This is a genomic window from Pedobacter sp. 01T416_2, from assembly GCF_056398925.1.
This window is the reverse complement of the sequence record NZ_JBFTQI010000067.1, coordinates 1-12,513: the sequence shown is the minus strand read 5'-3', so window position 1 is coordinate 12,513 and position 12,513 is coordinate 1. Positions and strand designations below refer to the sequence as shown.

Annotated in this window: 10 protein-coding genes; 5 read left to right on the top strand and 5 right to left on the bottom strand. The window is 38.8% G+C overall.

All coding sequences use genetic code 11. The features are described from left to right. The 4 genes from AC1DPQ_RS04825 to AC1DPQ_RS04810 form a co-directional block, all read right to left on the bottom strand. Nucleotides 1–1,093: glycoside hydrolase N-terminal domain-containing protein (locus tag AC1DPQ_RS04825; protein WP_477608186.1), on the bottom strand; the 1,093-nt coding region annotated here is incomplete at its 3' end. Between the two features lies 1 nt (nucleotide 1,094). Further along, nucleotides 1,095–2,672, bottom strand: coding sequence for a glycoside hydrolase family 28 protein (locus AC1DPQ_RS04820; RefSeq protein WP_477608184.1), 1,578 nt, complete (start codon nucleotides 2,670–2,672; stop codon nucleotides 1,095–1,097). Between the two features lie 169 nt (nucleotides 2,673–2,841). Continuing rightward, nucleotides 2,842–4,395 carry an MGH1-like glycoside hydrolase domain-containing protein gene (locus AC1DPQ_RS04815; protein WP_477608182.1) on the bottom strand — a complete coding sequence of 518 codons (1,554 nt, stop codon included), beginning with the start codon at nucleotides 4,393–4,395 and terminating at the stop codon, nucleotides 2,842–2,844. Next, nucleotides 4,395–7,130, bottom strand: coding sequence for an alpha-d-galacturonidase (locus AC1DPQ_RS04810; RefSeq protein WP_477583816.1), 2,736 nt, complete (start codon nucleotides 7,128–7,130; stop codon nucleotides 4,395–4,397). Before AC1DPQ_RS04810 ends, AC1DPQ_RS04815 begins: the two co-directional genes overlap by 1 nt. Nucleotides 7,131–7,400: 270 nt before the next feature. Here AC1DPQ_RS04810 and AC1DPQ_RS04805 point away from each other — a divergent pair, with 270 nt between their 5' ends. The 5 genes from AC1DPQ_RS04805 (at nucleotide 7,401) to AC1DPQ_RS04785 (ending at nucleotide 11,611) form a co-directional block, all read left to right on the top strand. Continuing rightward, nucleotides 7,401–8,165, top strand: a complete 765-nt coding sequence (locus tag AC1DPQ_RS04805) for an SDR family NAD(P)-dependent oxidoreductase (protein WP_477583814.1) — start codon at nucleotides 7,401–7,403, stop codon at nucleotides 8,163–8,165. Nucleotides 8,166–8,198: 33 nt separating this feature from the next. Further along, nucleotides 8,199–9,053 (top strand): fumarylacetoacetate hydrolase family protein, encoded by an 855-nt coding sequence (locus tag AC1DPQ_RS04800; RefSeq protein WP_477608180.1) that lies wholly within the window; start codon nucleotides 8,199–8,201, stop codon nucleotides 9,051–9,053. Nucleotide 9,054: 1 nt separating this feature from the next. Next, nucleotides 9,055–9,384 (top strand): L-rhamnose mutarotase, encoded by a 330-nt coding sequence (locus AC1DPQ_RS04795; protein WP_477608178.1) that lies wholly within the window; start codon nucleotides 9,055–9,057, stop codon nucleotides 9,382–9,384. Nucleotides 9,385–9,396: 12 nt separating this feature from the next. Further along, nucleotides 9,397–10,218, top strand: coding sequence for an amidohydrolase family protein (locus tag AC1DPQ_RS04790; protein WP_477608176.1), 822 nt, complete (start codon nucleotides 9,397–9,399; stop codon nucleotides 10,216–10,218). Nucleotides 10,219–10,441: 223 nt separating this feature from the next. Further along, nucleotides 10,442–11,611: an alpha-hydroxy acid oxidase gene (locus AC1DPQ_RS04785; protein WP_477608174.1), complete on the top strand. Its 1,170-nt coding sequence runs from the start codon at nucleotides 10,442–10,444 to the stop codon at nucleotides 11,609–11,611. A 156-nt stretch (nucleotides 11,612–11,767) separates the two neighbouring features. On the opposite strand, the gene AC1DPQ_RS04780 is transcribed toward AC1DPQ_RS04785, so the two are convergent. Further along, nucleotides 11,768–12,513: aldose epimerase family protein (locus AC1DPQ_RS04780; protein ID WP_477608172.1), on the bottom strand; the 746-nt coding region annotated here is incomplete at its 5' end.

Genomic DNA, 12,513 nt, shown 5'->3' with positions numbered 1-12,513 from the left:
GTTCAGCATCGAAACTAATGGATGCCTTTTTATCGGCCGTTAAATGGATTACAACAGCTTGATTCGGCTGGCTAGCAAAATACTCACGCACATAGTTTACGCCATTTAAAGTATAAGTGGTTTTCGCAACGGCAGTAGTGATATCTAAAGATCTTTTGTAATTAGATACAATCGATTTGGTCTGCTTGAAATACAAATTCAAATCACCAAAAGGCTGATAACTGCCCTGATATTGTGGAACGGCAGGTGGATCTTCGTCCTGAATTTTATATTTCCACTCTTTATGTAAGGAGATGCCCTGTTCTACACTGCTTCCAATAGGATAAATGCCAATCTTTTTTGTGGTGTCTTTATAACCAGCCAATCCGCCTTTATCGAAGTAGTTGAGTACCTGAATGGCAATTACATTTTTACCCTTTTTAATCAGCTTTACAGGAATAGTATATTTTCTTGGCTCCGTATTATCAGTATTACCGACCAATTCACCGTTTATATAAGTAAAATCCTGATCACGGATGCGATTAAGATCGAGTACAAGATCTTTTCCAACCCAGTTTTCGGGCACTTCAAAAGTGGTTCTGAACCAAACCGCGCCATCCAGATTGGCCAATCCTACAGTTTCCCAACCCTCATAGGAAGGCACTTTAATCGTTTTCCAAAGCTGATCATCAAAATTTGCCAAAGCAGGATTGCCTTGAATGCCTTTTCCGGCTTTCATTTCATTTACCCAAATTTTTCTGTCACCCGATGTACTTTGCAAGCTCATAAAATGTTCTTGTGCCAAAGCTTCTGCTGCTGCCTGTTTTCCTTCAAAAAGTAATTTCCTGATCTCAGGCAGATATTGGTAAGCTCCTTTCCGGTTATAATCCCTTGGTTTGCCTGTCCAAACGGTTTCCTCGTTAAATTGGATATGATCTACAGCCGCTCCGGCGAAAATCATGGCGCCTAATCTACCGTTTCCGATTGGCAAGGCATCCGTCCACTTTTCTGCAGCTTTATTGTACCATAACGTATGGTTGTTTTCTTGTGCAAAGCTGCAAAAATGAGCCGCCAATATTAAAAATGATGTACTTAATAAAAGTTTAAACCTCATATTATTGTCCTTTATCGCCTGAAATAATTTCGATGTTACTGCTTACTTCTTTTTCTTTTTTAACAGCCTCTTTCACACGTCTAAAATTATTATTTCCTAAGAATATATTTTTAGTCTCGGCCCCGCTTAATTTCAAATAAGTAACCGTTTCTTTCGTTGGGAAAGCATTGTACAGAAACAGATCAGATACATTGGTGATATCAATTACAGCAGCATTGGCATGAGGTTTATTACTTTTTAAACCATCAACAATTAAATTATTCACCTTTAATGCCTTTATCGATGCACCTAATTCGGTGTTCACGGTTACGTTATGAAACTCAATATTACTGGAATTTTGAATAGAAAAACCAGTTTTGGCGTCCATATTAATATCATTGAAGGTAATATTATCGATAGGCATTTCTTCTAAGCCATTTAAATAACCTGCCTGGTTAACCTGACCGGTGATATTGCTGAAATGGATATTCCTAAAAATCGGTGTACGATCAGAAACGGGCTCTACATTTGTTTTGGCGTATTGCATATCGAGCACAATCGCCTGATCTTTAATGTTTTTCATGATGATGTTACTCACCCTAATTTCTTCAACCACACCACCCCTGCCACGGGCTGTTTTAATGCGGATTCCCCTATCTGTTCCGTCGAAGACACAGTTCGAGATGGCTATTTTACGTACATTGCCCGACATTTCACTGCCGATAACCACTCCGCCATGACCTGATAACATGGTACAATTTGTAATCACATAATTTTCTGCAGGAACAGCCATTTTTCGTCCAGGCGCATCTTTGCCCGATTTGATGGTAATACAGTCATCGCCCACACTGATGTGGCAATCTGAAATGTGCACATTTTTACAAGATTCAGGATTAATGCCGTCTGTATTTGGCGAATGGGGATTGTTGATGGTAACGGCATGAACCTTAACGTTTTCACAGAACTCGGGATTTATGGTCCAAAAAGGCGAATTGCGGATGGTTATCCCATCTATCAGCACATTTTTACAGAACATCGGTTGTATAAACGGCGGACGAAGAAAACCGCGTTTCATCTGCTTAGGATCATCTGGCAAAATAATATCCTTGTTCAAGCCATCAAATGTGGTTTGCCATTTCGATCGCGCTTGCCCTTCCTTATAACCTTCTACAAAATCCCACCATTTTTTGCCATGTCCATCGATAATTCCCCTACCAATAATCGAGATATTCTCTGCTTTATAGGCATAAAACAAAGGCGAAAAACTGGTTACATCAACTCCTTCGTAACGGCTTTTCACCATGGGTAAATAATCGTCAAAGTTATCGCTGAAATGCAATTCGGCACCGGCATCAATCAATATAGTAATGTTACTTTTTAAATGAATCGAGCCAGTTAGGTATTTTCCCGCAGGAAAATAAACGGTTCCACCACCCGCTTTTGATGCCGCTTCTATCGCATTTTTGATCGCTGTTGTAGCCAGTTTACTGCTGTCGTTTTTAGCGCCGTATTTAACTACGTTGTAATAAGACTGGGCTTTTGCAGTTAAGCAATTAGCTATTACAATTAGGAAAAATAAGCTTTTGAAAATGTATTTCATTTGTTTTCGTTATTTAATAGTCGCGTCATGCTGAATTCATTTCAGCATCTGTCATGCAAAGAGACCCTGAAATAAATTCAGGGTGACGACGAGAGGTTAAAAATATCTATAGGCAACTTCAAATGGATGTTTAACTGAACTAATGCCCCATATCCTTCGACCATATTCTTTAATTCATCTGCACTTTTAAAGGCTTTAAATCCTTTCCTTTATAAATTTCTTTACCATCTGCAAATACCAATAATCCTTTGCCTTTATTGTATTTTTTTCCGGTTTTATCCCACAAAATGGTTAACGTTTTATGGTGATACGAAACTTGATCTAACATGAACCAATCCCACTGGTTTTTAGGGATTAATGGAAAAATCTCAAGCACATTATCCTGACGTGGTTTTATTCCGATCAGATCGTTGATGATTAGATCATTAAATGTAGAGTGATTGTAAAAACTGCTCCGTGGATTATCACCTTTTAACCATTCACCTATTTTTTCATCCTGATACTCACCGATGTAAGGTTTTCCATTTTTGACATGAGAAGCAGCATACTGGTGCAGTTCCCGGTAAAAGACTTCGGCATTCATTTTACCATTTTTTTTATAATTCGTGAGTAGATTTGCCAATCCTTTTAAAGTTTGTGAGCTGGCAAACGGCCAAAGTGCTCCATCCCATTCGCAACTGTGCCCTGTTCCCCTTGTTCTAAATGTTGGGTTTCTTCTTTCAGCCGTGGTTAAGCCCCAGGGTGCTTTAAATCCAGCAGTATCCAATAACTGATCCCAGGCTTTTGCATAATTTGACTGATCATCCGGCAAGTTAAATTCCCATGGCGTAAAACCGATGGCCTCTCTAACATCAGATGAACCTCCTTTGGCTTTTCTTGTTTCAAAAAACAAAGAAGAAGCATTCCACAAACTATCCTGAACCAGTTTTTTAAGCGCAATTGCTTTATTTTTGTATTTRTCAGCTAAGGTTTTATCACCTAACAGAACTGCAATTTTATCCAAAGCCATTGCATTGCCATACATATAACTGTTTATGGTTGGTCGTTGATTCTGGTCTTTTCGCGATCCGCTAATCGATTCTTCCATGCCATCCTTAACATCATGTTGCCAGAACAGGCCGTTTTTAAGCTGTCTTTCAGCTTCCCATTTGGCGTAATCTTTATCCAGCGCTGGCAAAATTTCCTTCAAAAATTCTTGATCGGGTTGTACCAGATAATTCTGATAAACAGCATCATCAACCCAGCTGCTAAATTGATGGAAACGTTGTTTCGTTTGGCCAACATCGGCATGGTAAAGCCAGAATTTGATGTAATCTTTTAAATAGCTATTATCCTTTAACCACCTGCCCTCGTAAATATGGTGACCTAATGCGCAGCTAATGGAATTATATTTCCCTGCATGTTTAACCGGTTCGATAAATTCAGTGAATATAAAACCATCAGGCGTTTTAACCAGGTGTTTGCGGTAAGTCCACCAGCGGTAATAATAGTTTTGCTCCAATACCGAATCTGGGCATTCGAATAAAGGTACCTGCTCAGCTAAMCATGTAAAGGCTTCGGCATTGGGCACATGGTTTTTTACCGCCTCGGTGTCGATAGAATTGAAATAAGTAACATATTTCTTCAGCTTTTCGGTACCCAGAATTGATTTCTGTTGTGCAAAGCCTGTGATTGTCAATACCGACAATGCTGCTGTTGCAATTAAATTTATTGTATTCATCATTATTCAAATAACCAATCGATGTCTTTTCCTCTACCATCTAAACCTGCATTAAAAATCCGCAGTTCCTGTTTGTCATCAATAAACCCTAAAACCAGGCAGGCCCCTTTACCTAAATTTAAAGTATGTGTTCCTGCAGGGAAAGAATAAGCATGAACATTTACCGGTGGAAAACCATAAGGCACCAATGCATTCGATATCTTGATTTCAGACTGACCATAGTTATTGGCACTCGCATCTGTTTCCAGCTGTGGAGGAGCAAGATATTGAGGATCTTTCTGATTAAAAAAGCCTATCAGCAATTTTACAGGTGCTTTGGTGCTGAATCTAATTTCTGTTCCAATTTTAATTTGCTTTTCCTTTGTCAGCTTAATCCCCCTTAAACCCACCAACTGCGCTGCAACTTCTTTAATCTTAATTGCAGTATCTGCGAAAAGTGGTGCATCTTTGGCTATCACATAACTTTCTGTTTCATTTAAGACTTTAACATCAGCAGCTTTGTAAGGCACAATTGCAGTTACCGTTCCCTGTTTTATTGATTTCAGAGAATCGATACTTCTTTTAAAATGATTGAGCTCTTTGGCGAAAACCGGTAGCATCTCTTTCCAATGGATAAAGGTTTTATCCACACCACGCATCGGGATTTTCCGCTGTTTGGTTTGCATACTATTGGCATACAGGTAACTGTGTTCAGTCAATTTAACCAGTTTAGCATAATGATCTACGCTTTTTTGGAGAAAAGGCAATGCCTGCTCTAAATCAGCTACCTGGTTCGAATTTTTATACCGCAATATCCACAGGGCTGCCTTAACTTTCTCAGCATAAAAATTAGCCATTTCATCATAACAATAGATATCATTTCTAAGCCGCTTAAACTCTGCAGTATCTTTTGTTATACTGGGTGCAGCCTCATTAATAGATTGAATGGCTTTTTTGCCATGTTCAACCACTTCGCGTGCCACCTGAACCGGGGTTTCACCAATATGGCCTTGTTTCTTCCATTCTTTTTCGGCGTATTCGATAATCATTTCGCCTTCTGGGGCTTCCGATTCGTACATTAATGTAAACAACCCATAACGGAACGGATTAATGAGCTGAGTCATCAGCATGCCCAGGGTTAACGTTTGTCGGTTACCATCGGTAATGCCATACCTGCGCAAAAGTTTGGGTGATATCTCACCCGATTCTTCATAGGCATTCAGAATAGCTTTACCTCCAGTTAAATTAGCACCATATTTATTAGCCAGCTCATTTCCCCAATAGTTAATTTCTTCACTACGGTCTCTCTGCGAATTCCACGAATATCTTGCCCATTCCTTGTACCAGATCCAATCGCGGTCTACCTCCAATAACCTTCCTTTTACCTCATCAGCCGAATAAGGCCAATCCCAATAGCTGGCTTGAGGATATAAATGCAAGCCTTTTGCACCATAAATCTTGTTCATCGCCTGAACTGATTTCTGGATAAAGTCTGCCGAACCGTAGCGAAAAGGCTCTAAATTGGCTAAAATATGCACGTTAGAGATATTGATCGTACCAATAGCAGCTAATTTCCTGTTTAGATCTGCCCATGCCCCACGCGGGGTATAAGTAGTTAAAGCCTCACCATTAAACTTATTTTCGGTATATAGATTTTTATAAAAGGGCAGCGCTGCTTTCATCACACTTGGTGCGTCGGTATCATGTGCACGCAGTACAATCGGGGGTTCTTCCTTAATGCCGGCTGCTTTTAATCCATCTTTCACCCCGGGAATAATCGTTTTGGTAAACCAATCAATATCATCTTGACCAACACCCTCCATTGCCTCACCCAAAGCCACCATTAAACCAACGTTTGGGTACTTCTCTACAAAGGATGAAATCGATTTTCGGGTATAATCGGCAATTAAAGGAATAATCGGACGGTTCCGATCTTGTGTTTTCAGGCCATGTTTATCTGCAAATGGTTTAGGAATAATAATATTATAAAACATCTGGATCACCCAAATGCCACGTTTGTCAGCTTCTTTCGTTAAAAACTGGAAGATTTCTTCGTTCTTTTTTAAAGTAGCATCATCTACCTCTACTGCATAAGGATAATCTTTTAAGCGCAGTAGCGACGAAAAAGGGTGCCCATTCCATAGATAAAGTGAGTTATAGCGGTTTTCGACCATCATATCCAGGTACTTAATCCATAAAGCTTTATCATAAAGCCAGGGGAAAGTTTCAGGGGTATAAGGATATTCATAAACATCATGGCCTGGCAGGTAATCTGGTTTCTGCAGACCGATACAGGTACCTCTTAATACCATTTCAGGTTGATCGGAAAGTGCTATCCGTATAGGTAATTTACCCGTGCTGCTGATCTGATCGGCCAATTCTATACAGCCATATAAAGCACCGGATGCATCGTTGCCAATTACATAAAGCAGCCCGTTTTTCCCCGTGTAGATATGAAAGCCTTCTTTTTTAGCAACTGAGATTTTATTCTTGATTTCTAGCGGAAGGTGATTGATAAAAAGTTTATCAGAAAACACACCAATTGCAATAACATTGTTATTTGCGGTAAGTTTATTCTTTTGTTCGATTTTGGTCGAATAATTTAATTTAACTAAAGCTTTTAACAATTTTTCTGCGCCAAAACGCACACGAATATGATTTTCTGTAGAAATTACAATTGTTTTTTGCGCGCGCTCAGTAGCGTTAGAAAATGGTACAGCTAAAAAATAACAGGAAATAAAAATCAGAAAATTTCTCATTCAAATTGGCTCTAATAACAAAACCTATTTTAACAGGTTTTTTATGTGATATTTGGTTAATACTATATTTAAATATAAATATATTATTCAAATATAAGTAATAATACCGAATGGCTTTGTAAAATTTATGCAAGGTAAGGCTATTGGAATAGCCGGAATAACATATGACAATATCTGTTAATATTTAGGCAAGAAGATAAAATTTTTAATCAAGAATATTTATTTTATTTGTATTCGTATTCTAATCAATTATAATTTATAATCATATACATGTTTTCACTAAAAAACAAAAAAGCCGTAGTTACAGGCGGGGGAAGCGGCATAGGAAGAGCTATTGCAACTATTTTAGCTAAACAGGGCGCTGAGGTGCACATCATCGAACTGGGGACTGAACACGCCCAGGATACTTTAGATGAAATTAAAACAAATGGTGGATCAGCATTCAGTTATGGATGTGATGTTTCAGACCATAATGCAGTTCACGAAGTTTTTAAGCAGATCGGAAATATCAATATCCTGATTAATAACGCAGGTATTGCACATATTGGCAAAGCTGATACTACAGAAGAAGCTGATTTTGACCGTGTTATGCGCGTAAACGTAAAAGGTGTTTATAACTGTTTGCATGCAGCTGTCCCACAAATCCGTTTGTCTGGCGGAGGTGTAATTATCAATATGGCCTCAATTGCGGCATTAGTTGGTCTTCCAGATCGTTTTGTTTATAGTGCGGCAAAAGGTGCGGTAAAAGCAATTACCATGAGTGTGGCGAAAGATTATATTGGTGAAAACATCAGGTGTAACTCTATTTCGCCTGCACGGGTTCATACGCCCTTCGTGGATGGTTTCTTACAGAAAAACTACCCGGATAATATCCCTGAAATGTTCGAAAAACTTTCTAAAACGCAGCCTATCGGCAGAATGGCCAAACCAGAAGAGGTTGGTGCCCTGGCTTTATACCTATGTAGCGATGAAGCTTCATTTATTACAGGCTGCGATTACCCAATTGACGGTGGATTTACTACCTTAAACAATTAATAAATATTTTCAAATACAATAAAGCATTTTATAATGAAATTAATACGATTTGGCGAAACCGGAGCTGAAAAACCTGGGGTAATTATAAACGATAATTATTTCGATGTTTCTGCATTGGTTAGAGATTATAATGAAGAATTTTTTGGTGGTGATGGTTTAGCGCAATTAAAGGCTGCTATTGCATCGGCTGATTTACCACAGGTTGATAAAGGTGTACGCCTTGGTCCTGCTTTAGCCCGTCCTTCAAAAATTATCTGTGTGGGCTTAAACTATAAAGACCACGCAGCAGAAACCAATGCTCCTATCCCTTCAGAGCCCATTTTGTTTTTCAAAGCTACTTCAGCAATTGTTGGACCTAACGATGACCTGATTATTCCAAAAAACAGTAAAAAAACCGACTGGGAAGTGGAATTGGCCATTGTGATTGGTAAAAAAGCGAGCTATGTTGCTGAAGAAAATGCTTTAGACCACATTGCTGGTTATGTTTTGCATAACGATTATAGCGAGCGCGAGTTCCAGATTGAAAGAAACGGACAATGGGTAAAGGGAAAAAGCTGCGATACCTTCGCACCTATCGGACCATTTATTGCTACCCAGGATGAAATTGCCGATGTGCACAATCTTCGCCTTTGGTTAACGGTAAACGGAAAAACCCTGCAGGATGGTAATACCTCAAACCTGATTTTTAATGTTCCGTTTATGATTGCTTACATCAGCCAGTTTATGACACTTTTACCAGGAGATGTAATTACGACGGGAACACCGGCAGGCGTAGGTTTAGGTCAAAAACCTGAACCTTGGTATTTAAAAGCTGGTGATGTGGTAGAATTGGGTATTGATGGCTTAGGCTCGAGCAAGCAAACTGTTAAAGCCTACAGCGGAAACTAATATGAAAAGATACTGTTTAACACTCGATCTTGTAAACGATGAAAAGCTTATAGAAGCGTATAAGCAGTATCATCAATCGATTTGGCCTGAAATTAAAGAAAGTATTATTTCTTCTGGAATTGATGATCTGGAAATCTATTTATTAGGAAACAGGCTATTTATGATTATGGAAGTGAATGAAAGCTTTTCTTTTGAGGAAAAATCGAAAGCCGATTTAGCCAATCCAAAAGTGCAGGAATGGGAAAATTTGATGTGGAAATTCCAGCAGGCACTACCAGGTTCGAAACCAGGAGAAAAATGGATCTTGATGGATCAGATCTTTAAACTTTAAATTGCTTTTTTTATGATTGATACACACGTACATTTTTGGAATTTCGATCCGGTTAGAGATAGCTGTATAAATGAAGATATGTTTGCCATCCGTAATGATTTTTCTCCGAAAGATCTTATAGGGGTTTATAACGATCATCAAATCACGGGATGTATAGCTGTGCAGGCTAGCCAATCGGAAGAGGAAAACCAGTTTTTGTTATCGCTGGCAGCGCAAAATGAAATTGTAAAAGGGATTGTTGGATGGGTAGATTTACTCGATCCGAATTTAGACGAACGTTTAACTTATTGGAGTAATTTCAAGAAGATTAAGGGCTGGCGACATATTTTACAAGCTGAAAACGCAGATTTTATCCTGAATAAAAAGTTTATTGCTGGCGTTAATCTTTTAAAAAAATACAATTACACTTACGATTTATTGTGCTATCACGATCAATTAGCAGCTATCATACAAATGGTTGATCAAATCCCCGATCAACCATTTGTATTGGATCATTGTGGCAAACCGGATGTTAAAAGTCAGGAGATAAAATCTTGGTCTGAAAATATTAAAGTATTGGCTTCAAATCCAAATGTACTTTGCAAGGTATCCGGTTTACTTACTGAAGCAGACTGGAAAAACTGGACAGAAAAAGAGCTTTTTAATTGCTTTGATGTGGTATTCGAACATTTTGGTCCTGAAAGGGTAATGTACGGTAGCGATTGGCCGGTAATGCTGCTCAGCAGACCGTATCAGGATTGGTTTAATTTAGTTTATAAGTATGCGCAACAATTTTCCTCAGCAGAACAGAAATTGATTTTTAATGATAATGCAACTGCGTTTTACGGAGTTTAACAACATAATTTTGACCTATTTGTCATCCTGAATGCAATGAAGGATCTTTTTGATGGTGATTTATTTGCAAAGGATTCTTCACTTCGTTCAGAATGACACATCAAAACCCTACGCAAAAATCCTTAACTAGAATTAAAAAAAGCAGATAGAGCAGGACGGGAATTATAATATAAAATATTAGTTTTCGCTTTTTGAAATAGATCTGACCAATACAATATTAAATATGAGTAAAAAGATTACATTCCCTTACAATCCTCAATTCCCTTCTGTAGCCGACTTAAGAAAAAAGGCAAAGTCAAGGATTCCTAAATTTGCTTTTGACTACCTGGAGGGTGGTTGTAATGAGGGGCTTAATTTATCGAGAAATGAGAGCGACTTCGACAATATCTACCTTAAACCGAATTACTTACGCGTTGGTGGAGATATCGACATGTCGGTCGAATTATTTGGCCGTCGTTACAGTGCTCCATTTGGGGTATCTCCTATTGGTTTGCAAGGTTTGATGTGGCCTAATGCTCCCGAAATTTTAGCTAAGGCCGCCGCTAAAGCCGATATTCCTTATACATTAAKCACCGTATCCACCAGTAGTATCGAACGAATTGCCGAAGTATCTGAAGGAAAAGCATGGTTTCAATTGTACCACCCTACGGAGAATAGCCTGAGGGATGACATCTTAAATCGCTTAAAAGGCGTTGAATGCCCGGTATTGGTTGTGCTGGTAGATGTGCCTGCATTTGGTTTACGATATAAAGAAATCAAGAGCGGCTTATCCATTCCACCAAAAATGTCAGTCAATAATATCCTGCAGGCTTTTGCCCGTCCGTTATGGGGAATTAAAACCCTACAACATGGAATTCCATCGTTTGCTACCTTAAAGCCTTACATGGAAAAAGGAATGGATATGTCGCAACTTGGACAGTTCATGAACAAAACATTTACCGGTAAGGTTGATATTGAAAAGGTTTCTGCCATTCGTGATCTTTGGAAAGGACCTTTAGTATTGAAGGGAATCGCGACTGATGAAGATATGCAGGCTGCTATCCAAATCGGTGCCGATGGTGTGATTGTTTCCAATCATGGCGGCAGACAAATTGATGCAGGCGAATCCTCAATCAATTCACTGATCAAATTGGCGAACAATCCACTATACAAATCAAAATTGAAGATCATGTTAGATGGCGGTATCCGTTCAGGTGTTGATTTAGCAAGAGCACATGCCGTTGGATCTGAATTCAACTTTATGGGCCGGCCTTTTATGTATGGAGTTGGCGCTTTAGGTAATGAAGGAGGCGATCATACCATCAATATGTTCAAAACTCACTTATACCAGATCATGCAACAATTAACCATTGAGAAAATCACACAATTTCCTGATCGGTTATTAAACCCTTAAAGCCGAATTTGGAGTAAAATAAGAGGTTGTATCATAAACATAGTTTCTCTAGAAATTTGTCACGTTGAGCCTGTCGAAACGCCGTAACGGCATTATGATAGGTCCTTCGACAAGCTCAGGATGACAATTCTATATTTATGATGCAACCCGTTAACGTTATTTCAAAAACTTATAAGTAGTACTCGTTTTATATGTTTCGCCCGGTTTAAGCACTGTTGATGCAAAATTTGCATGATTTGGCGCATCAGGAAAATGTTGTGTTTCTAAGCAGAAAGCTGAACGGTGAGGATATGATTTCCCACCTTTACCGTCTTTATCAGCGCCTGTTAAAAAGTTGCCGCTATAAAACTGTAAGCCTGGCTCGGTGGTATAAACTTCCATTGTTATTCCTGTAACAGGACTTTTAACGGTTGCAATAGCCGTTTTGCCATCATGATGGGTCAATACAAAATTATGATCGTAACCTTTGCCGAACTTTAACTGCTGATCATTTTCTTCGATCGATTTYCCGATGGTTTTCGCTTTGTTGAAATCAAATGCTGTTCCAGCTACAGGCTGCAATTTACCTGTTGGAATAAGCGTAGAGTCTACTGGTGTGTAGGCATTTGCATCAATCGTTAATTCGTGATCTAAAATCGTATTGTTTCCCTCTCCATTTAGGTTGAAATAAGCATGATTGGTTAAATTTACCACAGTCGTTTTATCAGTAGTAGCTAAATAATCAATCTGCAAAGCATTATCATCAGTTAAGGTATAAGTTACCTTAACATCTAATTTCCCTGGATAACCTGCTTCGCCGTCATTTGAAACATAACTCAACTCTAATTTTTGTCCATCTAATTGTTTAGCATCCCAAACTTTCGAGAAAAAGCCATCTGTACCACCGTGGAGGGTATTAACAC

What these genes read in the sequence shown, in the direction of transcription:
- AC1DPQ_RS04805 (WP_477583814.1), top strand. Translation starts at nt 7,401, where the DNA reads ATGTTTTCACTAAAAAACAAAAAAGCCGTAGTTACAGGCGGGGGAAGC.
- AC1DPQ_RS04800 (WP_477608180.1), top strand. Translation starts at nt 8,199, where the DNA reads ATGAAATTAATACGATTTGGCGAAACCGGAGCTGAAAAACCTGGGGTA.
- AC1DPQ_RS04795 (WP_477608178.1), top strand. Translation starts at nt 9,055, where the DNA reads ATGAAAAGATACTGTTTAACACTCGATCTTGTAAACGATGAAAAGCTT.
- AC1DPQ_RS04810 (WP_477583816.1), bottom strand. Translation starts at nt 7,130, where the DNA reads ATGAGAAATTTTCTGATTTTTATTTCCTGTTATTTTTTAGCTGTACCA.
- AC1DPQ_RS04820 (WP_477608184.1), bottom strand. Translation starts at nt 2,672, where the DNA reads ATGAAATACATTTTCAAAAGCTTATTTTTCCTAATTGTAATAGCTAAT.
- AC1DPQ_RS04790 (WP_477608176.1), top strand. Translation starts at nt 9,397, where the DNA reads ATGATTGATACACACGTACATTTTTGGAATTTCGATCCGGTTAGAGAT.